The 21,705-nt window shown below is 61.1% G+C and carries 16 protein-coding genes; 1 reads left to right on the top strand and 15 read right to left on the bottom strand.

Annotation, left to right across the window (positions count from 1 at the left end; all coding sequences use genetic code 11):
• Positions 1 to 108: 108 nt before the first annotated feature.
• From GFER_RS08560 to GFER_RS08490, 15 genes are all read right to left on the bottom strand, one after another.
• Positions 109 to 441, bottom strand: a complete 333-nt coding sequence (locus tag GFER_RS08560) for a hypothetical protein (RefSeq protein ID WP_040098356.1) — start codon at positions 439 to 441, stop codon at positions 109 to 111.
• Positions 442 to 610: 169 nt separating this feature from the next.
• Positions 611 to 3,043: a proprotein convertase P-domain-containing protein gene (locus GFER_RS08555; protein WP_052446219.1), complete on the bottom strand. Its 2,433-nt coding sequence runs from the start codon at positions 3,041 to 3,043 to the stop codon at positions 611 to 613.
• Positions 3,044 to 3,178: 135 nt separating this feature from the next.
• Positions 3,179 to 3,982, bottom strand: a complete 804-nt coding sequence (locus tag GFER_RS08550) for a phage baseplate assembly protein V (RefSeq protein ID WP_040098354.1) — start codon at positions 3,980 to 3,982, stop codon at positions 3,179 to 3,181.
• 204 nt (positions 3,983 to 4,186) lie between these two features.
• Positions 4,187 to 5,185 carry a hypothetical protein gene (locus tag GFER_RS08545; protein WP_052446218.1) on the bottom strand — a complete coding sequence of 333 codons (999 nt, stop codon included), beginning with the start codon at positions 5,183 to 5,185 and terminating at the stop codon, positions 4,187 to 4,189.
• 12 nt (positions 5,186 to 5,197) lie between these two features.
• Complete coding sequence (locus tag GFER_RS08540) at positions 5,198 to 8,554, bottom strand: IPT/TIG domain-containing protein (RefSeq protein WP_040098352.1); 3,357 nt, start codon at positions 8,552 to 8,554, stop codon at positions 5,198 to 5,200.
• Positions 8,555 to 8,557: 3 nt separating this feature from the next.
• Complete coding sequence (locus GFER_RS17655) at positions 8,558 to 9,232, bottom strand: DNA circularization N-terminal domain-containing protein (RefSeq protein ID WP_052446217.1); 675 nt, start codon at positions 9,230 to 9,232, stop codon at positions 8,558 to 8,560.
• Between the two features lie 38 nt (positions 9,233 to 9,270).
• Complete coding sequence (locus GFER_RS08530) at positions 9,271 to 9,870, bottom strand: hypothetical protein (RefSeq protein ID WP_040098349.1); 600 nt, start codon at positions 9,868 to 9,870, stop codon at positions 9,271 to 9,273.
• Between the two features lie 21 nt (positions 9,871 to 9,891).
• Entirely contained in the window at positions 9,892 to 13,704 is a 3,813-nt protein-coding gene (locus GFER_RS17650; RefSeq protein ID WP_052446216.1) for a protein-arginine deiminase family protein, read from the bottom strand.
• Positions 13,705 to 13,922: 218 nt separating this feature from the next.
• A complete protein-coding gene (locus tag GFER_RS08520; protein WP_040098347.1) occupies positions 13,923 to 14,339 on the bottom strand; it encodes a hypothetical protein in 417 nt (138 codons plus the stop codon).
• A gap of 143 nt (positions 14,340 to 14,482) precedes the next feature.
• The gene (locus tag GFER_RS08515; RefSeq protein ID WP_040098345.1) at positions 14,483 to 15,034 is read right to left on the bottom strand and encodes a hypothetical protein; all 552 of its coding nucleotides are present in this window, start codon (positions 15,032 to 15,034) and stop codon (positions 14,483 to 14,485) included.
• 15 nt (positions 15,035 to 15,049) lie between these two features.
• A complete protein-coding gene (locus GFER_RS08510; RefSeq protein ID WP_040098342.1) occupies positions 15,050 to 16,381 on the bottom strand; it encodes a hypothetical protein in 1,332 nt (443 codons plus the stop codon).
• The gene (locus GFER_RS08505; RefSeq protein ID WP_040098340.1) at positions 16,365 to 16,844 is read right to left on the bottom strand and encodes a hypothetical protein; all 480 of its coding nucleotides are present in this window, start codon (positions 16,842 to 16,844) and stop codon (positions 16,365 to 16,367) included. Before GFER_RS08505 ends, GFER_RS08510 begins: the two co-directional genes overlap by 17 nt.
• Positions 16,845 to 16,847: 3 nt before the next feature.
• The gene (locus GFER_RS08500; protein ID WP_052446215.1) at positions 16,848 to 17,387 is read right to left on the bottom strand and encodes a hypothetical protein; all 540 of its coding nucleotides are present in this window, start codon (positions 17,385 to 17,387) and stop codon (positions 16,848 to 16,850) included.
• Between the two features lie 14 nt (positions 17,388 to 17,401).
• The gene (locus tag GFER_RS08495) at positions 17,402 to 19,078 is read right to left on the bottom strand and encodes a phage tail sheath C-terminal domain-containing protein (protein WP_040098338.1); all 1,677 of its coding nucleotides are present in this window, start codon (positions 19,076 to 19,078) and stop codon (positions 17,402 to 17,404) included.
• A gap of 91 nt (positions 19,079 to 19,169) precedes the next feature.
• On the bottom strand, positions 19,170 to 20,267 hold the full coding sequence (locus GFER_RS08490; RefSeq protein WP_052446214.1) for a hypothetical protein: 1,098 nt from the start codon (positions 20,265 to 20,267) through the stop codon (positions 19,170 to 19,172).
• A 609-nt stretch (positions 20,268 to 20,876) separates the two neighbouring features.
• On the opposite strand from GFER_RS08490, the gene GFER_RS08480 reads away from it, so the two are divergent.
• Positions 20,877 to 21,617 (top strand): MlaA family lipoprotein, encoded by a 741-nt coding sequence (locus tag GFER_RS08480; protein WP_052446213.1) that lies wholly within the window; start codon positions 20,877 to 20,879, stop codon positions 21,615 to 21,617.
• The last annotated feature ends 88 nt before the right edge of the window (positions 21,618 to 21,705 follow it).

The raw sequence follows: 21,705 nt of genomic DNA, 5'->3' as shown, positions 1-21,705 counted from the left end.
GATTGACGGGATAAAAAGCGTTTAAAAAACTCGTTAAAAAAATCCTGTTAATCCTGTCAGATGTTTTTAATTTTTCCCGATGTCTTGGTGTTTATCCATTTTTCTCTTTTACGGCGGCCAATTGTCCGTCACATACGGCGCCGCCGGTGGGCCGAGAATGGTCATGATCCCCGGCGGCGTCGGAATGCGATCGAGCATGCGCACCAGGGAGCGGCCGCCCACCGTCACCCCACTGCTGGCCGGCATGCCGATGGTCAAGGGGTAGGGCACGCCGCTCAGGGAGTTGACCATCATGCACAAGGATCCGCTGGTCGCCAGGGGCATACCGCCTGCGGTGATAAAGGGCGGAAACACGGCGATGATGGTTCCGGTATCCGGCGGACCGGCGGCACCGGGGGTCAGCATGACCGTGCAGCCTATGGAGACGGGTGGTCCGGGCATGTGCGGCTCCTTAAAGCGAAAATCTGTTTTCAACACCAAGGCACAAGACAAATCTTCAAGGCGACAGGGTTAACGGGATGGAAAGCTTTTTAAAAACTCATGTAAGTCCTGTTGATCCTGTCAGATGTTTTGCTTGCTCCTGGTGTCTTGGTGTTGAATTTCCGTGCCGTTACAAAACACCCAACTCCATTCCCCACCCATTGAGTTTGCCCACATCGCGCCGCGCCAGGTCCACGACCTTGAGAGTCCAGACGCCGCCGACAGACGCTCCCGTCTGCGTCAAGCCGCCTAGGGCCGGGACCTGCAAGGGGGTGTAGGTGGTGAGGATGTTGTCGGCGCTGCCGCCGCTGCGGTCGTGCAACACCACCTCCTGGCCGGAGGGCGCGACCAGACTCACCCGCAGATCGCCGGTCCAGGTGTGGGTGATGTCGACTGTCACGGCGATGTCCTTGAGCCGTCGCTCGCTGCCGACCGCGAGAGGGCTGGCGATGCCGGCCGGGTCATTATCGGGGATGGTCAGGCTCTGGTTGGAGCTGACCTGGATCTTCTGCGGTTCGCCGAGTACCAGTTTGAGACTCCAGCGGTTGAAGGTGCCCACGTCCGCGCGGGCGCGGTCGGCGATCTGCAGCAGCCAGTCGCCGGCCGCCGCCTCGCCGAGAAAGGCGCCAAGGGCGGGGGTATCCACCGAGGTGTAGCTGCGTCTAAGATTTTTGGTGCTACCGCCGCTGCGGTTATGCAGCAGGACCCGGGTACCCGTCGGCGACTGAAGGCTGACTTCCAGATCGCCGATCCAGGTGTGGCTGATGTCGATCTCGACGCTGATCTCGGTCACCGGCCCCCCTTCGGAAACCGGGATGGCGCTGGTCACGCCCGTCGCCGAAAAATCGGGGATGGCCAAGGCGATGGCGTTCTCTTTTTCGATGACGCGTCGCGGGACCAGACGGGCGGCCGCCTCCTGCACCGCGCGCAGGGCATTGATCTTGCCATAGCCGAACCATTCCGAATGATTGTCCTGGTAGGTGCCTTTGGCGTGGTTATACAGGGGGTCTGTGGACGGATCTTCCACCTTGTCGGCGCTTGTTTCGATAATCGCCTTAACCTGTAGGGCGCTCAACTCGGGATTGACCGACTTGACCAGGGCGCAGACGCCGGCCACCAGAGGCGTGGCGCTGCTGGTTCCGCCGAAGCTGTTGGTGTAGCGTTTACCGGGTGTGAAGCTCGAGCCGTAGTAGAGATTGTCGGTGGTGGTGATGCCGCGCCCGGGCAGTTTGTTCAGGGTGGTGGGATCGAAATTGTTGCTCGACGCCGCCACTGAAATCTGCCGTCCCCAGTTGCTGTAGAGGGATTTGCGGTTGAGGGAATTGATGGCGCTCACCGCCAGGGTGTCGGGATGGGCGGGAAAGCCGTTGACGATGCGTCCGGTGGCGGTGAAGGTGCGCCAGTTGCCTTGCAGGTCGCGCCCCAGCCAACGGATGGGATAATCAACGCTGGCATCGAGGGGCGCATCGTAGTTGCCGGCGGCAAACACGATGATCAGGCCGCGGCCGTCCTTGCCGCCGGTACGGGCAAGGTTGGTGAAGGTGTCGCGCACCGCCAGACTCAAAGGATAATTACCGGGAATCATGCCCCAACTGCATGAAGCCACATGCGCCCGTTGCGAGACGTAAGTGAAGATTTCGATCAGCCAGGGATCGTTTGCGCCCAGGGGAAAGCGCACCGGCATGAAAGCGCAGCCCGGCGCGGCGCCGACGCAGCCCACGCCGTTCTCCTCGGCAATCGCCACTCCGGCGCAGGGCGTGCCGTGATAGTCGCCCGCTTCGGGCAGGGGCTGGTCGTCGCCGCCGGCAAAGTCCACCGCCTCGACCACCTTTCCCGGACCCTGAAAGTCGGGATGGGAGAGCTCAAAGCCGTCGTCGAGTACAGCCACCACGATCTCGCGCCGGCCTTTGCTGACCTGCCAGGCCTCGTAAACGCTGACGTCGGCCAGAGGTTCGATATCCGGCGCGTTCTGCGTTTTGCTGTAGAGATGCCACTGGGAGACGAACTGCTCGTCTACCGGCAGGCTGCTGTGGACGAAGCGGTTGACCAGTGAGGGTTCGGCGTATTCCACCTCCGGCCTGGCCGCCAGTCGGTTGGCGACCTTGATCGGATTGGCGCCGGCGGCGTCGGTGACTTCGACGAGATAGACGGCCCCCAGCGCGGGATATTCCTTCTTGATAACCACGCCGATCTGGTCGAGAATTTCGGCCATGTGCTCGCGGGGGACGTTGTCCTTGAATTTGAGGAAAATCTCCGGCGTGATCTGGTAGTTGATGTCGGGATTGGCGTGATCGACGTATTCGTGATGAACCACCAGTCTCTCACTTTGGCGCAGCTTTTCCATGAGTCGGTCACGGCACTGCGTCACGCTTTGGTCGGCGGTCAGAGTCACCTTGGCGATCTTGCCGGTCAACATCTCGACCTGCTCCACCTCGGCGCTGGCGCGTAGGTGGCCGGCATCCTTGGGCTTGCGCAGACTGACGGTAAAACTGTCGTCGGAGCGATCCACCTCGATTTGTTGCCCGCCACGGCGGAGAAAACGACCTTCATCGGATTTTTTCAAGATGACCTCCAGCGGTCGTGATGACCGGAATCAGTAAAACCCCGTAAATCGACAGGATTTACAGGATCGACAGGATAAAGATTCTCTCTCATGGACAGATTGAAAATCCTGTTCATCCTGCCAGCCGCTTTTTTTTCAAGGCGAAAAGGACGTGATGCCCTTGACGCTCACTGTCGCTCCCTGCACCGTGGACGACAAACCGCCGTTGACCGTAGCGCCCATGTTGGCTTTGACGCCGGCCTGGGCGCCGGCTTCCAGATCGACGTTCATCTGGCCTTTGATCTTGACGTTCATCCCTTCCAGAGTCAGGTCACGCTGGGCCTTGAGGGTCATGGCGCCCAAGGCCTCAACCTCCACGTCGCCATCCTGGTTCATGACGATCTTGGTGTTGCCCGCCACGACCGTCACCGTGCCGCCGCTGCCGTCGGGCTGATGGAGTTTCATTTCCGTCTGCCCGGCGGTGGCGGTCACTGTGCCGTCGTTGATGCGTAGCGTAATTTTCGGTGCCATCTCGACGAGGATTTCCCGCGGCGGCGTCTGGTTCTGATGATTGCGGATCTGCGCCTTGACTGCCTCGTTGTCCGAAGCATGCAGGGGCAGACGGAAGATCACCTCGTCGGGATTGTTCAACGGCGGTCGGTCCGCGTCGTTGTACAGCCGGCCGATGATGATGGGCTGGTTGACGTCGCCCTTGTCGAAGGCGAGCAACACCAGATCATCGATGTTGGGGATCGCCACGGTGCCGATGTGGCCGGTGGCGACGGGTACGCGCTTGAGTTCCAGGCGGCTGTTTTTCAGGCGCACGTCGCAGCCGTAGTTGTCGTGGTCGCCGTCGGCGCTGTGCGGATAGACTGCCGTCACCACGCCGAGTTCGGCGATGCGCACGCTCTTGAGTTCGTGGCGGATGATTTCCTGAATGGTGGCGACGATGGATGACATATCTTAACCTCCAAGCTTTAACACTAAGGCACCAAGATCACACCAAGGGCACCAAGACAACCTGTAAAGACGAGAGGATTAAAAGGATTTTGAAGATCAATTTTGGGCTCTAGAATTTGTATTTGTCCCGTCAATCCTTTTCATCCTGTCAAAAAGATTTAGATTTTTCTTGGTGCCTCCTTTGTGTCTTGGAGTTGAATCTTCTCAAATACCCCGAAAACCAATCGTCGTGACGAACCCTTCACTTTTGGTGATGCGGTGGGTCACCGAGCGTACCTGGAAAGTGCCGTTAAGTTCGTCTTCCGGCGACTGCTGTACGCGTAGCGCATCACCGAGCTTGACCGCCGGGTTGCCCAGCACCTGCAGCCTGCCGCTGAGGCGGCGTCGTTGCATATGGATGTGCAGAGCGTCCACGAAGCTCTGCGCGGCTTGAGCGGTGCGCAGGGCGGAGCGCTCCAACAACAGGGTCGGCTCACCTGTGCCCGCCTGGCCGCGCGAGCCGCTGAAGTCCTTGGTCAGCCAGCTCCAGGCCTCTTCGCCCTCGGCGCCCGTCGGGCTTTCGCCCCAGGCCTCCACGCGCGCGGCGCGCGGCGCGGTGAAGTAGGATTCCAGCGCTAGGATGTCGCGGCCATAGTCGAAAACATGCACGGTGCGCCCGCCGACAAAGCGCTCGAACACCAGCTCGCCCGCCGCGTCGACGTAAAGGTCCATGCCGCACAACTCGGCCAGGTCGCGCAAGTGGTGCCAGAAGCTGCGGCGTCCGTCGACGACATAGGCGGGAAAGTGGCTGCCGTCCTCGGCGCGCGCGACGTCCACCCCGGCCTGGTTCGCCAGATTGCGCACGATTTCGCCCGCCTTTTTCGCCTGGTAGGTGGTGTCGGCGAAGCTGCGCAGCAGGTGAACGGCGCCGCCGTGCCCGATGACCCGGCGGGTTTGCAGATCGGCCTGCACCGCCGTGACGCTGCCGGTCATAACCTGCGCTAGATCTCCGTCGTCGGCGTAGCCCAGTTCGATGCGCGTCTCATCCTCCTGTTGCGGTCGCCAGCTGCCCACCTGACCCATGACCAACAGGAAGCGATCAGCGGGCACATCCATGTCGAGTTCCACGCGCAACTCGGTGAGGATGCTCGCCCGCGGCTCGTCGGTGGTGTCGACGATGCGGTTGCCTAGAGTTAGTTTGTAGGCCGGGTTGAGCAAGGCCATAGCGTTTTCTCCCTAGTCAAAGCAAAATTCAAAGGTGTCCGAAAAACCATCCGGATTGATCACCTCGCCGGTCACGCAGGTACCCGCAGCTCCGGCCGGGGTGGTGAACTGCAAATGGCCGCTGGTCAACTGTACGACGTTGGCCAATGTCATGGTGTCGAGAACCACGCTGCTTGCCGGGTCGAATCCGGAGCCGAAAACATCCACCAGCGTGCCGCCGGTGGCCGGGCCCGAAGGGGGGAAAATCGAAAAAATCTGCGGCGGTGTGATGAATTCCAGTGTGCCGGGCCAGATGGAGAAGGTGGCGTCGGGATTCTGCACCGTAACCGTCGCAAGCCCGGGACCGCGCGCCGGAAGCTCGGCGATGATGTCGCCGGGCGAGGTGATCTGCACCGCCGTGACGGGTAGGGCATTGCCATCGATGGAGACGATGGCGCCCGGCAGAAAACCGGTGCCGGTGAGGCTGATGAGGTCGCCGCCCTGGGTGGACACCCGGCCCGGGATCACGTTGTTCAACAGTAGGGGCTCATCGATATAGGTGAAGCCGGCATGAAGAGTGGCCGAACCTGCCGGCGTTGTCACGACGACATCGACGGTGCCGGCGGGTGCCTGGGGAGGAGGGGCGACAGTCAAGCTGTTTGAGGCGCTGACCGTCACCGGCGTGGCGGTCGCTCCGCCGAAGCTCACCTGGGTTTCCAGAGCAATGGACGAAGATCCCGCAGTGCCGCTGACGCGAGCGATGAAGTTGTCTCCGCCGACGGTGAGAGTCAAGCCGATGGCCGCGCCTCCGGACAAAGGGCCCCAGTGCGGAAAAGCGCTGATTACGCTGGGGGCCGCCATGGCCATGTTGAATTTTTGCAGTTCTGGTTGCAACTCATGCCAGTTGCCGGAATTGCGCGAGCGGATATGCTCAAACAGATGGGTAGAAGTCGGACTGCTGTGGGCGGCGAGATCCTTGAACGGTTGCCAGATCATGGTCAGGAAACGATCGCGCGCCGCGCTGCTGGTCAGCCAAGGCCCGGCACTCGTTGCCAGGACGTCGCCATTGACTGTCTCGGGGATGTTGGCTCTGGGGACGACCGCGACATGATTCTGGAAAATCGCCCAGAGCCCATTGGCGACGGCGCCCTCCACGCTTTCGCCGCGGTTATTGGGGGGCGGTCCCAGGGGCAGGCTGGTGCCGCCGGAGAAGCTGTCCACCACGGTCAGTACGTGATAGGGCGGCGTGCGGCCTGAATCCAATATGTTTTCAATAAATTCCGCCCAACCTTCAATAAGGGCATGCTCGGGATTGTCGAGCAGATTGGAACGGTGATACAGGGCGAGGCTGCCGAATATGCCCTCATACGCGATGCCCAGGCTGGAGAAGTTGACCTCCTTCCACATGATCTGGTGACTCAGTTCGTGGGCGATGGTGTCGCGGCTCCAGTGCGAACTCGGGGGGAAATTGACTTCACCCACCGGCCAGGAGTAAGCCACTCCGGAAAGAGAGCGGCGGAACATGACCAGATTGTTGATCCCGGTCCAGTCGCCGCCGGTCATCTGAAAGAGAAAGACCGACCATTCCCGCAGGACTTTGAGGAAATACAGCGCAACATTGCGCTCGTTCTCCGTTGCGGTGAGCAATTGCGGACTGCTCTGGGTGCCGATGGAGGTTTCATCGCTGGGAAAGCTCAGACGATCAGCGTCGCTCCAGAAGGTGCGCCAGCCGCTTTGGCTCATGTGTACGCGGGCGCGCGGCAGGTTGATGGCGGCGTCCTCCATCTCGAATTTGGTGTGAAAGTGGACCTCGTCGCCGCCGGAAATGTCGAAGATAACGCCGTGCACCTCGCCGTTTTCGTCGGTGCGGAACTGCCCGCGCCGCCTCCCCGGACGGCCTCCGGCCCAAAAATCAACGGGAATGCCCGGTGCCGCGGGATCGGTGCTGCCGCTGCGCGCGCCGCCCGCGACCGGGTATTGCAGGCGTACATGAAAATCCACCCCGACGCGAAAGACCAGGGGTGCGGCAGGTGTGCCCAGACCGATGCCAGTGAAGTCCGGGTGATAGCCGGGGGTGCCGTCGATGGCTTTCCAACCCCTGGTCGACCACTCATCAGGCAAGTCGCTGTGTCCGGCGATGGTGCCGCTGAGTTGTGCCGCCAAATAGATGTCGGGTTCCATTTCTCCGTCGGCGGCGGCCGTCAAATCGTCGAAGGTAAACAGCACCCGGCCCTGGGCGTCACAGGTGCCCTCGGCCATGAGAGTGTCGCTGAAGAGGACATTGGCATCCATCATCCGCACCCTTTGTCCGGCCAAAGGGTCAAAATTTCCGGTGCCAAGGTTCCAAATCTCAAATTTGAGAAAGAAGCTGAAGGCCCGCACGACAGTGAAGTCTTCCTGGGCGAGAACGGCGGGCTGACCGGTGATGACCGCGGTCATGCGCAGGTTGTCGATGCGGTCGCTTTCGCGAACTCCGCGCAGGCGCACGGACGTTGTGCGGTTGATCTCCAAGCGGGTGCCGCCGCCGGTAACGAACTCGGCAGCGCCGGCACCGGCTGTAATGCTGATCTCAAGGGTTAGCGTCGCACCCAGGGGCAAGGGCGACTGGCTCACCGTGACCAGCACCGATTCGGTGGCCCCGACCCGCACCCTGTCGATGGGGGCGATGGTGACGGTGATCGGGCCCGTCGGGATCAGCACGCAGGGGGTGAGCCAGGTCGGATAGAGGCTGCAATCGAGGCTCGTTGCGGTGCCGCGGAAAAAGAAAAATTCGACCCGGCGACTCGGCTCGTGATGCCCGGCGCCCAGAATGTGGTTTTGGCCGCAGCCGAGAAAGCCGGGGGGCAAGGGAGTGACGGTCAGGGTGGACGGTGTGCGCCCGAGCAGCTTGGTGAAATAGGCGGCGAACAGGGTGGCCCGCAGGGCGGCGCCGGCGGCATTGGCGGCGCGGTGCTGGTCGATGTCGCTCTGGCTGGGGGCCGTGCCGTTGACCTCGGTGAGCATTTCGCGAAAATTGTCGTTACCCCAAGGGCCCGAGGCGCTGCCGCGCTCGGTGGTGAAGATCGTCTCCCACATCGCCGGATTGCCTTGCAGCACGGCGAGGGCGCACTGGGCGCGTCGTTCGGAGAGCGGATCGTTGCCGCTGGGCGAACCGATGTCGTCGGTATGTCCCACCACCAGCAGCTGCTCGCCGGGCGGGGCGTTCTGGATGCGGTCGGCGGTGTTTTTCAGGGCGATCTTGAATGGCGCGTCGGGGCGGATGAAGGAAGAGGCGCTGGGATAGGTGATCCTGTCGGGGATCAGGCAGAAGCGCGGGTCACCGACACTGAGGCTGGCCAGTGCGGTCTGTCCCGTCAAAACCTGCAGCGATGTGGAAGCGCCATTGCTCAAGGTCTATCTCCTGAATGCCTGCACCCTGTAATTACCGGCGGGAACATTCTGCCGGACGTACACACCCTCGTTCTGTTCCTCAATGGTGAAGTGCACCTCTTCACCCGAATCGCTGGTGCCCTCGACCAGCACCGCCAGTTGGGAGAAATCGCCACCCCCTTCCAGCCTCACCTCGACGCGCAGATCGCCCTGCCCGGCGGCAATCTGCGTGACAACCTGCTCTGCGCGTTCCTCGCCTGCGGCTTGCGCTTCGTCCTGAGTGGCTTGCGCAGCCGCCGGGTCGGTAAAGGTTTCCTCCGCCGTGGTGGGTGGCTGGGTTTCCAGATACTCGCGTAGTCGCAAAAGGACTTCGTAACGCTGGGGCTTGCCGGCGAGGTCCCGGACATGCAGCGCATCGATCAGCACCTCATCGACCTGCACGGCGTCGGTGATGTCGGCGACAAAGGACACCGGCGCGGCGGCGCGGAATTTATCGTTCAGGGTCTCGAGATTTTCCTGTGCCTGGGCGCCGCTCAGGACCGCACACAACTGAAAACTGCTCGCGCGGCGCCCCATTCGCTGAAAAAAATCACCTTCAAGTCCCGGCACCCGGTGTTGTGCCAGGGCCTGTCCTTGGTCGCCGGCGATGATCTGCACCTGCTGCAATTCGATGTCGTCGAGCATGGGCCGAAGGGCCATTGGCAACCTCGTTGCGCGTTTGATTCAAGCAGCAGTGGTCAGCTAGGGCGGGCGCGCAGGTCTTGCGCCAATTGCCGCAGCGCCGCCGATTTATTTTCAATCAATGCCAAGTGCTCATCCACGCGGGCGATGAGCTCGGCATCGGCCCTGGCCAGCAAACCCTCGCGGGCCAGGGAGCGAAACTGCGCGCTGATTCCTCCTACAAAGAATTCCAATAGATATGGCGAAGCCTGATGCGGCGCCAATTTGCCCAGGTAAAGAAGACTGCCCGCGGTCTTCCAAAACGGCCAGATTTCTTCGAGCTTGATCAGGTAAATGCCGAGCAGCGGCGCGACGCGCGGACCAAAATCCTGAAGCAGTTTGGCTGCCACCCATTCAGGGACTGGCTCACCCTGCACCGTTGGAGCGGTTTCCGCCTCGGTTTGATCAAAAAAGGCAAGGCAGCGCACAAAATCTTCATCTCCTGCGATGCGTCGGCGCAACATCGCGACGATTCGGGCCTCCAGGGGATCCGGCCTGTCGGGGAGCTGGGCAAGAAAGTCCGCAGCCTGTTTTTTCTTTTTGAGCAGAGCTGCCTCGGCGGCGAGGTAGGATTCGCCGCGTTCGTACAAGGCTGTATGGAAAATGAATTGAATCATGTAGATTTACCTTTCCCCTCTTTAAAAATCAGTCTGCTCCCACCAGGGCGTGGGTTGCGGACTGCGCTTCGAGTTGGTGCCGCAGTGGACCTCGCCCAAGAGCAGGTGGTAGGTTTCAAAGTTGTCAACGAAGTGAATCTGGCCGGCGTTATAACCCACGGGAGCGAGGCGGTTTTTCACTTCGTGCTCCAATTGGTCGCCGGAGCTTGCCTGCACCGGTCCGAAAGGCTTGGCCATCACCAGATGCGTGTCCGCAACTGCGGCGGCAGTGATGACCAGCAAATTGACCATGCTTGGAACATAGGCATCGAATACGGGCGCCAAGGAGGCATCAACAGTGCGCGGCGAGCGCGGATTTTCTTCAAATAACGCTGGGATGCGCACGATGTCTGCGGCGGTGAGCCCCAATTCGGTCTCCATGGTTGTGCGAATGCCGTCAAGGCGCGCCTGGCAAAACGTGTTGGCCCAGCCCAGTTCGCCCGCGCCGCTTCGCGCGAGCTCGGTAAGGAGATTGTTGATGGAGATCTCCTTGGCTTTTGCGGTGAACAGGGTGAGATTGCCGTGACCGGCATCGCGCAGGTTTCTCAGCAGGCTGATGGCTGCTCCGGTGTCCGAGATGAGCATGTGAAATCCCTGACTGCCGGTAGTGCTCGGTATAAAGCTGACAACTTCGTCGACGTGGCCCACCGTGAGCCAGGCGGTGTCGATGGGGAAGGGTTTCTGCACCTTTTGCTCTTCGAGAAAACGGCGAAATTCTGCATTGAAAGGGCTGCTCGGCCGGCCGCTGCCGAAATAGATGCGGCCTAAACGATAGTTGTTGCCGCTCACGCGCACCGGCGGCGAAACTTCAAGATTGCCGTGGGCGTCAAAGGTGTTGGGCGGGGTCGGCGAAGAAACCTCCACGTAGCCATAGTCGGGGCCGAGCAGCTCATCGCGGGCGAAAAATTGCAATTCGCGGCGCCGCATCGCCTTGAGCACCACATGAAAAGTCTGTCCCGGCATCTGTGTGTAGCCGACCTCCATGGTGTCTTGTATCCAGCGGTCGACGTTGCTGGTGCGATGCAAAGGGATGCCTCGGGCGGTGGCGATGGCGGCAATTTCGCTGACGAAGCCGGCGTTGTCCCCGGTTTCGACAACGTAGAGTTCTTCGGTCGGCTCCAGGTGCGTGGGCATGACCCATGGGGCGACCCGTACAACCGCCTCGTCCCGGGCCACTTCCGTGGCGCCGTCCTTGAGAGTCAGGTGAAGCTGTACTTCGCCATTGAAGCTTGGGTTCGGATAACGCAGGGCCTCGATTCCCAGTTCGATGTCGGCGCCGGTGTTTGCCGAAATGGTCGCTTCGCCCGCCGCGGGGTGTGGCCCGATGATGGGCGTCGCGGTTGCGTCGCGTGCGTCGAAAATGCGGATATGGTTGCGCTGGGGGCTGGCGAGGGTGAGGGTGACGCCTGGGGGCAGCGCTCCGCTGCGGCGCACCGCCAGCACGGCCAGGTCGGGAAGGTCCGCCGCGCTGTCGACAACCTGGTTGGTGTTGTCGATTTCTGTATTCCCGGCGGGGCGGTTGTCGTTATCGCAATTGACCAAGATGATCGCCCCCTTGCGGCCCGCGCCGAATTCCCACAGATTTTTGTCCTCGGCACCCTCCTCCACGGTGCCGTCACGATCGGCATCGACATCAAGCGTCAAGCGCACGACGAAAATTTCGGCCGTGCGGGTCACTCCCGCGGAAGCCAGGTTGGCGGTAATACCGACCTGGGTGATGGTGTCGCGCGACACGCGGCGCTGCAGGCCGCGTTCGGGAACTTCTTCGCCGCCGCTCCAGGTGATGCTGCGCGGCGCCGCGCAGGTGCCGGGTGGGGTTATTGCGGTGATGAGCACCTCTTCACCGGGTGCTAGGGTCGCCAGAAAGGTCCCGCTGCCTGTGCCGCCCACCTCGATGGCTCCCTCGACCTGTAGGGTAAAATCGGTGGCGGGGGCGCTGCATACCAGCACATCGAAATCCGCTGATCCATCGAGGCGCTTGCATACCACATTGCCTTTGGCTTCCACGCCGGGATCGTCGGCCGGACGCACCACCACGGGTTCCAGCACCTCCAGAGTGTAGACGCCCACCCGTCGCGGTTGGTTGGTGAAGGCGAAGGCTCCCTGGGCATCGGTGCGTCCCGGTATTCCCGTGCCCTTGGGTGCCGTGCAGGTTTTCTCGCCGGTGAGAAACTCACCGTCCGGATCGATGAGGAGAAAGCGGGCATTGGCCAGGGGCGTGCCGTCCGCGAAGCGCAGCGAACCGCGCACCACCACTGTCTCCGGCTCGGCCGGCTGAATCAGCCACTTGTCCCCTTCCTCCGGATCGAAGGTCGCAAAGCAGCAGGGACTGCCGCCGCTTGTCGGCCCCAGGCACCAAGCCGGAGGTACCCCGGGACCGGGGAGGTCCCAGGTGGCGGGTCGGGGAACCGGGCAGGGCAGCCGTTCTGCGCGCACGAATAAGCATTCGGTACGCCGGTTGGGCCGCCAGCCCGGCTCGGCACACTGTCCGCGCGGGGTTGAATTGACCGGCATGCGCTCGCTGCAACCCAGCCATTTGACGATGCCGCCATCGCAGCCGTTTTCGGCATTGGCAAAAAAATGCTGTTCGCCGACCCCCAGATTGCCTTGCCGCAGATAGTCCTCGATGAGTACCGCCCAAGTGGCGTCGCCTACCACGCCGTCGACGCCGAGCCCTTTTTCGCCCTGAAAGGTCCGCACCGCCTGATCGGTCTGTCCGCCGTGAACGCCGTCGATATTACCCGAGTAATAACCGAGATCCTGCAATATGTACTGGTATTCGCGTGTTCCCCAGGTGTCGCGCACCGTGCGGATCACCCCGCTGGGGCGCGGGCGGCGCAATTCGTTCCATTCGGCCTGCGCCGCGGCGGGGTCGCGGCCGTAGGTGAGATAGGCGAAGGTCGCGCGCGCCCGGCGTTCGGAGAGTGCCTGGTTGTAGGCGACGCTGCCCGACTCGTCGGTGTGGCCGACGATCAGCAGTTTTTCATCGGGGTGTTCGGCCGCATATTCAGCCACTTGGCGCAAGACTGCGCGCATGCAGGGTTCGATAAAGGCGCTGTCGAAGTGATGATGAAGGATAAAAGACTTGGCCAGAACCTGGCCGGGTTGCAGCACGATGGTGACCCGGGTCAGTTCGGCGGGGCGTACGGTTGCCGAAACAGAACCAGTCAGGGCGGGAGGTCCCGCCACCACTGCGCGGCAGGTGTAGGCGCCGGGGGGAAAGTCCTCCTCGCGCCAGACGTTGCCGTTGCGATTGTTCAGTGTGCGCGACAGGGGGCTACCGTCCTCTTCCTCGCCTTCGACGCTCACCGTTGTCGCGCCATGGTCGAACTCGGGCTGCCCTTCGACGAGGACTTCAACTTCAAGAATGCCGACATCGGGCCGTGGCGGCGGCGGTGGCGGCGGGGGGGGAATCTCACGGCGCGGCGGCGGGGGCGGGGTGTATTCCCGCAGGCGAAAGGCGTATTCGAAACGCAAGGGCCGCCCGGCGATCTCGCGCACCTCCATGGATTCAATCAGCATCTGATCAACGCGCACCGCCTCGGCGATGTCGGCGACAAAAGAAACGGGTGCGGCGGCATGAAATTTATCACGCAGGATGCTCAGCCCTTCACCGGCCTCGGCGCCGGTCAGCACCCCCGCGAGATTGATTCCGCCCGCGCGTCGTCCCAGCCCCTGCCAGAAATCGCCTTCAAGCGCAGGCACGGCATGCCCCACCAGGATCTGCTCCTGGTCGCTGTCGATGAACTGCACCTGCTGCAGTTCGATATCGTCGAGCATGGGGCGTAGAGACATAGGACAACCTTTAACGATTAAATTCCAGTTGCATTCGAACATTAAAACACGAAGAAAAGCATGAAACTTTTGACAGGATTAACAGGATTGACAAGACAGAAAAGATAAACTTCTAGCCATAAATCCATCCGGTCAATCTTGTTAATCCTGTCGTTTTTAAGTGATTTTTTTTTGGTGCCTTGGTGCTCTCCCTGGTGTCTTGGTGTTAAAAACTGTTCTTACGCCTTCAGCGAATTCAGATGCGCGATGATGGCATCGATAAGTGTCAGAATTTCCGTTTTGACCTCGTCTAGCGACGGCAGGCTGGTGACCACGTTGGCGACGCTGCGCACGTCATTGATGGTGCCCGCCTGACCGGGGAGCAGACTCTCGGCGGTATCGAGAAAGGTGCCGATCTTGGTGGTGAAGGACGACACCTCGCTCAATCCCGGAATCGCGCTCACATCGAGATTGTTGATCTCGGTCTTGAGGCTGTTCATCAGCTCGATGAGTTTGTCGATAAGGTCGGTGACCTGCGGGATCAGCGAGGCGAGCGCCTGAATCGCCGGTTTGATGGTCGGCACGTTGGCATCGAGAAAATCCTTGAAATCCTGCAGGACATCCTTGAGTTCTTCAAACAGGTTTGTTTCGGCCATGGCTTTGTCTCCTTGGGTTGAGCAGCAAAGGGAAACTTCAAAAACGACGGAATTTACAGGATTGACGGGATTGAAATCCAAACCGCGCGGCAAAAAATCCTGTAAATCCTGTTCATCCTGTCAAAGGTTTTATTCATTTTTTTTTACTGCCGCGCACGGTCAACCGCAGCGTTGAACTCTCGCAGACGCCCGAGCAAACTCTGAAGCGGATCGAGAAAACGTTCCAGCCCGGTGGAAAAATCAAGGCCGATGTCCAGTCCCTCCACCAGATCGTCAAGCAGCCCCCGGGCATCATCGAGAATGTCGCTGTCGAGCAGGGAGGTCTCTTCGGGCTCGACCGGCTCGATATGCTCCTGCAAGGTTACGACATAGGCGAAGCGCTCGGGTTTGCCGGCGAGGTCGCGGTACTGCAGGTCGTCGATAAGCATCTCTTCGATGGCGGTGTCGGTAACTATATCGGCGCTGAAGGCCACCGGCACGCCCGCTTGAAACTTGTCGTACAGATCGTCGATGAACTGACGTGATTCAGGGCCGCTGGCGACCCCGCCGAGGATCAGGCGGGTGGGTCGCCGTCCCAGGTTCTGCAAGAAGCTGCCGTCCATGCCTGGCGGTTTGTGCTCGGCGAGGGCGCGAAGATCGCGGGTCGTAATCTCCTGGACCTGGGGCAGTTCGAGTTCGTCGATCATCGGGCGCATACCTGTATCTATCCCCTAAAGATCGATGCCGTGGCGCCGCGCCTGATCCTGCAGGATGCGCTGCACCTGTTCGGCGAGTTGCTCGAGATCATCCTCTGTGCCTTCATGCCTTATCGGCTGAAGACGTTTTACCGAAAAATCCTCGGACCCGGAATGTTCCTCGGAGGAATTTCGCGGCGCGCTCATTTGCCCTGAACGAGGGGGGGCGGCATTGAGAAACGAGCCCGTCCTTTCGCTTTGCTGGTTGGCCCGGTGCAGCATCTCGCGCAAAGGACCATCAAAAAAAACTGGAGGGGCGGCGCTGGGCTGTTCGTGCCCGGGCGCGCGTTTTATTGCCACCGGCTGACCTGCGGATGCTCTGTCGGCGTTTGTTGCGGCGGCCTGCTGGGACGGGCCTCCCTGTGCCGGTCGCTGCGCTGCGGGCTTCGAAGTCTGGTTGAACTGCTCCGCGGTGCCTGTGGCCAGGGCCGCGAGCTTCTCGCTGCTCAGGGTTTGTCCGCCGATCGTTTGCCGCCAGGGGTCGAGGCCTTCAGGATGGTGCGGAGAAGCCTTGCGGGCCTCGGGCTCCGGGCGCGCTAAACGGGGCATTTGCGACGGTATTGAAATCTCAGGATCAGCATACCCCCTGGCCGTCCGCGTGGCTGCGGCCGGTTGCACTGCGCTGTGCAGGCTGTGGCGCACCCTGGCCTGCGTTTGTCGGCGCCAGGCCGTCACTTTGCTTTCTTCGCGGATGAAGGGCGCGCCGCCGGGGCCCGACGCTGTTTTTGATAGCGGTTGAGGGCTTGGGGCTTTGGTTTTTTCGGGGCTGATGCGGCGCGATGCGTCATCCCGGTGAACCGCATTAGTGCTGCGGGTCGTGGCGAAGTTTTCAGTTTGTTGCCGAGGATGGACGAGGCGCTGCAGAAGTTCCGGCGGCGCCTGGGATACGAGGCGGCTGGGGGCGATTGCAGGATGTTGCGCTCTCCTGCCGCTGTGCGCAGTCTCCGCGTGAGCTGGTGGGACGCGCATAGGGCCTGGCGGCGCAGGAATTTCCCGCAAAAGTTGTTTCCTCCCCTGAGCTTCTTCGGCAACCGAGGAGCGTCGCCGTCCCGTGGGCGGCGCAGATTCTTGTGCCGCCGCAGCTGCATCTTGCACCATCCGGCAAAGGCCGGTTCCCCAGAGGGGTGCGGGCCGCAGGCGCGGCCGCTCTCTGGTCAGGGCGGCAAGCCAGGCGCAGGCCCGCCGCACCTGTTGGAGTCCCGCGAGGCTGCGCGCGAGTCGGCGTTGCGCGCAGCCGGGCGCGCGCCCGCCGCGCAGGGTCCGGCGTGTTGCGGCCAGAGCAAATATGCGCCTAATTTCCCGTGCCATGATCCTTGCCTTCGCGGCGCGCCATCTCTAAGTAGAGCAGAATCTGGCCGATGGTCATGCCGCTGACCTCTTCGGGGGTCCAGCCGAATTCGCGGGCGAGAATGAAACAGGCCCGCGCCAGGGGCGCCTGCACGTATTCCTCAAGAGCGTCCTGCGGTGTGTCAATGCCGCTGATGTGGTTGATGCGCTCCACCAGGAAGCGCCCTAATCCTGCCGGCAACTGCATGACCTGATCGACGCTCAGGGCCGGTTCGGTCAGAGCCTGCTTGATCATGAGCGCCGCCGAGAGACTTTCGTCGTCCCTGGCCGCCTTGTCGATGCGCTGCAGATCGCGCACCGACAGGGGCCGCAGAGCGACGCGCTGAACCGAGGTTTTCCCTCCCGCCGGCAGCAAATCGGGGGGGATATCCACCTCGTGAGTCAACGTACTGCCGGCGAGGAGCTCTTCGGGCGAGAGCATCATCGGTTAAGCTCCTTCGTCGATGAATATCGGCCCGACGGTGACCTCGTCTTCGACATCGAGAATTTCCACGGAAAGCGCCTTGAAGCTCACCTCTTCCATAACGAAATCGTCCTCGGGCAGGTTGAAGCTCCAGTTCTGCAATTGCACACCGTTGATCACCAGCTCGGCGTGGCCGACACTGGCCGGGTCATCGATGCGCAGGTTCATGTTGAAGGCCGGCTGCACGTAAGGCTCGGCGGTAGAGGGGAGAAAGGACTTGCGCCCCAGCAGCAATCCCAGCAGGGCGCCGTTAATGTAGGCGCGGCCCACCGTGCCGCTGACGTGAATGTTGCCGGGATGCAGAGATGTCGCATAACGGCGGCCGATTTCGTGGAACTCCTCAAGATCGGTCTGTACGCAGACTTTGACATCGACCACGCGCCCCACCGCCTGTTGGATGTCGTAGGCTTCGATGACCGATCCGGCGTCGCGGCCCTCGGCGGTATCGGGGGGGGCCAGGGTCAGGGTGCCGTGGGCTCCGGTAAACACATTGGTGTTGGCCATGACTTAACGTCCTCCTATTCCAGAAACATGGTGACTTTAATGAAGTCGATGCTGAAGGTCGGCCGCAGCACCAGGGTGACGCGCGCTATGCCCTGGCGTTCTTCCTCGCGCGTGGCGCTGACCTCGAGCTCGTAGCTGATGAGCATTTCGTCGTTGACCATCTCGGTGAGGAAACTGTTGATGGTGGTGCGCATGGCGCCGCGCACCCGCTCGTTGTTGAGCAGGCCGATATAGGGATTGGCGGCGGAGCGCACACCGAACTTGGCATAATCGACGATGCGGCGTGTGGTGATCTGGTGCCAGGCCGTGTTGGTGCTGGTTGTGATGGCTTTGACGATGCGCAAACCCTGGCGTTGTTCGAGTGTAAGTACGCGGGCCTGTACCAGTTGGGTAAGTTCGGCCGCGGTGAATTTGCGCTCCAGGCCGCCCACGCGCACGGTTTTGTTGGTCAGACTGATGTGTGCCGAAAAGCTCGCCAGCAGGCCGGCCACGGCAGCGGCCGCATAGGCGCCGGGCAGGGTTGCCTCGACGGGTGGTGTGGCGGCGGTGTCTGTGACCTTGATACCGGGGGCGACAAAAATGACGCGGTCGCTGGCGACGTTGTGACCGCGGATGGCGTCGAGATCGGCGCCGACACCGCTGCCGACCACGGCAATGCGATCCTTACGGATGGCATCCGAGGAGGCATTCTGGCAGTGGGCGTCAAGTTCATCGGCAAAACCGTGGTCCTGTCCGGCGGCGACAATGATGTGCGCGTCCTCGTTAAGCAGCACGTCCAGGCCGCTCTGGAAATTAGCTCCCGATTCTCCGTTGTTGCCGGCCGTATTGGCGCCGGTGCCGAAAGCGGAAAAGGCGTCGACGGCGCTGCTCAGGGCGGGTGTTTCAGACGCATTGGCCAAGGCTTCTGCGGCAACCCAGGCAGAGAGGCGGTTGACGTCGGCAGCTAAATCATTGCCGTCGACGGTGATATAGGTTTCCTTGAGATCACCCAGGGTCAGGCTGACTTTGACCGCGCTGGCTTTGTCTACGAGGTATGAGGCCGTGAGCCGATCAGCTGCCCCCGGCGCCGGTCCCCCCAGGGTGAGGTCGCCTGTGGCGCGATCGATCTGCACCTCGCCGGGGCCCGGTGGGCCCGGATCATCATCGTAGAGAATCTTCAGCGAACGGGTCAGACCGTCGGCATCGGTAAACAGGCGCAGGCGGTTGCGCGCGCTTTTCACCACCGGGATGCGTCCGAGGCTGATGGCGCCGCCGCCGCTGTGCTCCTCATTTTCGATAAAGGCATTTTCGTCGGCATCCCAGACATTGACTTTCAGGTCGTTGCCCCAGGTGCCCGCAGTCTTGGCGTTCAAGCGCACGTTGGGCCCGCCTGCTGAAGCCAGGGTGTAGGTGGCTTGGGCTGCGGCCGCCGAGGCCACACGCACGGCAAAGACGGTGGTGGCGCCGTGGGCGAAGGCCTGTTCCAGGGCGCGGACGAGGGTCAACTCGTCGTTGGCGCCATCGATCCAGGGATCGTAGGGACCGAATGTCTGTCGCGCTTCGGCATAGCTGCCGAGCAGCACCGGTGAACCCACCGGCCCCTTGTTTGCGGTGCCCACGACCCCCAGGTTACCGACCGTTACCCGGCCGGGGGTGATAAGCCCTTCGGGCCGGACCTCAGTGTAAACACCCGGCAAGATCATCTCTGTCATGGTCTTCTCTCTCCTTGGGTTTGCGCCTTGTGCCAATGCCGGTCGCCTGTTGCTAGGATGGGCCGTCAGACACAGCGGTTGGGTGATGATGTCAGCTCAACGGGCGTGCGCCGAGGCGCAGGTAAAGCACCGCCGGAGCAGAAAAAGTGCTGTCCTGATACGAGATGCGCAGCACTTCGTTAGGCCCGCCTAGCCGTAAAGGGCGGGCAAAAGCGACTACGGCGGGCCGATATTCGTCGGTCACCCCATCTTCATCCCAGTCTCCCAGAGGGATGGGGTCGCCCGCTGTAGTGAAAGCCGCGAGAAAGGCGTCGAGGTCGGCAAAAACCACCTGGCCGTGGTGTTCGGGTGCGGAAGGATCGGTCACCGCCGCCAAAAAGGCGTCCATGTCCGGGTAGGTGGTCGGCGCGGCGGGGTTGTCCAGGTCGAGTCGCGCCAGGGTCACCTGGGCACCACCGAATCCGGGCGGCAGGTAGGCCAGTGCGGCCAGGCCGGTGATTCTCGCTCCGGTTCGGCTTCCCCTGATTGACAGCGGTTCGGCACCTTGGTCGTCCCAGCGCATGATTTTGTCGCGCACCATCGTTGTTTCGCGCGCGGGAGAATCGGGCTCTTCGGGATCGAGGTCGATGGGAATGCGCGCGATGAGACTTTCGGCGCCGTCGAGGTCGCGGTAACGGTACTCGTAGAGCACTTTGAAATCGGTGGTCTTGCGCCAGCCGCTCAAAGAGGAAACCTGTTCGGAAAGACCTGTGTCCTGTTGTTTGACGACGAGAAACCCGGCATTCCACAGTTCGGTGCGCGCCGCCAGCAGACGGTCTTGCAGCTCGCTCACCAGGGTGTCGACGCCGACCGGATTTGCGGCCCAGAGCTGAAAACGGACGACCGCTTCGATGCGCCCGCCTTTTAGGGACAGGACGGCGAAACCCGCGGCGCGTTCGGTGCCGCGGCGGTTGCCCAGACCCAGGGTGCGCTCGGCAACGCTGACCGTGGTGACGCCGGCGTCGGGCAGTCCGGCTCCCGAGGGGACGAGGTAGGTTGAAAGCAGGCTCAACATGGCCGCCACGGCCTGATCTGCGCTGCGCACGTGCCCGCTGGGCGGCGGTGCCATGAGAATCGGTGCGGGTCCCGGTGATTCAAGGGCCGGGGAAGGATTGTCGGCGCGTCGGCGCGTGGGGAAAAAAGGACTCATATAACATACCTGGGCATTTTGAACGGTTTTGTCCGCCTGTGTTCATCTCGCCCTGGAAGGCCACTAAAATTCATTGAAAAAAGTTATAGATAAGTGTTTGTTTTCTCAGAATCTGACAGAAAAATGGTGGATTTCAATCGCAGTTACAATTATTTTCAATGAATTAGGGGTTGTTTATCAGGCCTCTTGGTTTTTGTTTGGCTACAAGTTTTTTTGGTTTTTAAGTGTCTGATTTTGTTGGCCGCGGTTGGAACTCTTCCCTTTTTTGTGCTTTCAATCCCTCACACAAATCGGGCCCATCCTGGGCCAGGTTCATCTCATCGGCTCAGGCTACGTCTATGTGATTTTCTTCACCGGTGCATTCAAAAAATCACCGATGAACCTATGGGTGCACCTCAGATTTTTTGAAACATTTGTTCAGGCCAGGCATTTACACTCTTTTTCCGCCCGGATCTCACGGATTCAGATAGTATTTTATCCGACTGCGTTTTGGAGTACATTGACACCAGGTGGGCGCATTTTCGAAACCGAGTCCGCCATCAATCTCGAAGACCTGCTCAGTCGTTATATTTTTGAAAGCAAATGACCCGCGAAGGGAGTCTTTCTGCCATGCGTATTTCCGTTCTGATCCTGAGTCTTCTGATGGCTCTGTTTACAACCTCGCCTCTCGGCGCTCAGGAACTGGTTGATCCTACCGCAGCGCGCACGCTGCCTGCGGATGAGGATGGTTTCGACGAGATTTTCCTTGTAACGCCTGATCCCCTTGAGCCCTTCAACCGGGCCATGTTCTGGGTCAACGATAAACTTTATTTCTATTTGCTCAAGCCTGTAGCCCGCACCTATCGCGTGGTGCCGGAACCGGCACGGGCTTCCGTGGGTAATTTTTTTTCCAACGTCGCAACTCCGGTGCGCCTGGCCAACTGTCTGCTGCAATTTCGCTTCATCGACGCCGGACGGGAAGTCGGGCGTTTCGCCGTCAACACCACTTGGGGTATCGGCGGCCTCTTCGACCCGGCACGCCAGCGTCTCGGTTGGCAGAAAAAGGATGAGGACCTGGGCCAGACCCTAGGCTATTTTGGCATCCCCGCCGGACCTTATCTGGTGCTGCCGGTTTTCGGGCCGTCCAATCCGCGCGATGCCGTCGGGCGGTTCGGCGATGGCTATCTCGACCCCTGGCCCTATGTCCTCGACGAGACCTGGGAAGTTGTGGCCGTCAAGACCTATGAACGCATCAACTGGCTGTCCCTGGACCGCGATACCTACGAAGCCATCAAGCGCGAACAACTCGATCCCTATGTGTATATCCGTGAGGCTTACACCCAGCGCCGCGAGGCGCTGATACTGGAGTGACATCGGGATAAGGAGTCGCTGTTTACTTGTTTTTCGCCGGGGAATTGTTAGGGTTTCTATAAGGTGAAGCGCAGACATTCGTTTTCTT

Source organism: Geoalkalibacter ferrihydriticus DSM 17813 (assembly GCF_000820505.1).
Classification (GTDB): Bacteria; Desulfobacterota; Desulfuromonadia; order Desulfuromonadales; family Geoalkalibacteraceae; genus Geoalkalibacter; species Geoalkalibacter ferrihydriticus.
This window is presented reverse-complemented; position numbering and strand designations above follow the sequence as displayed.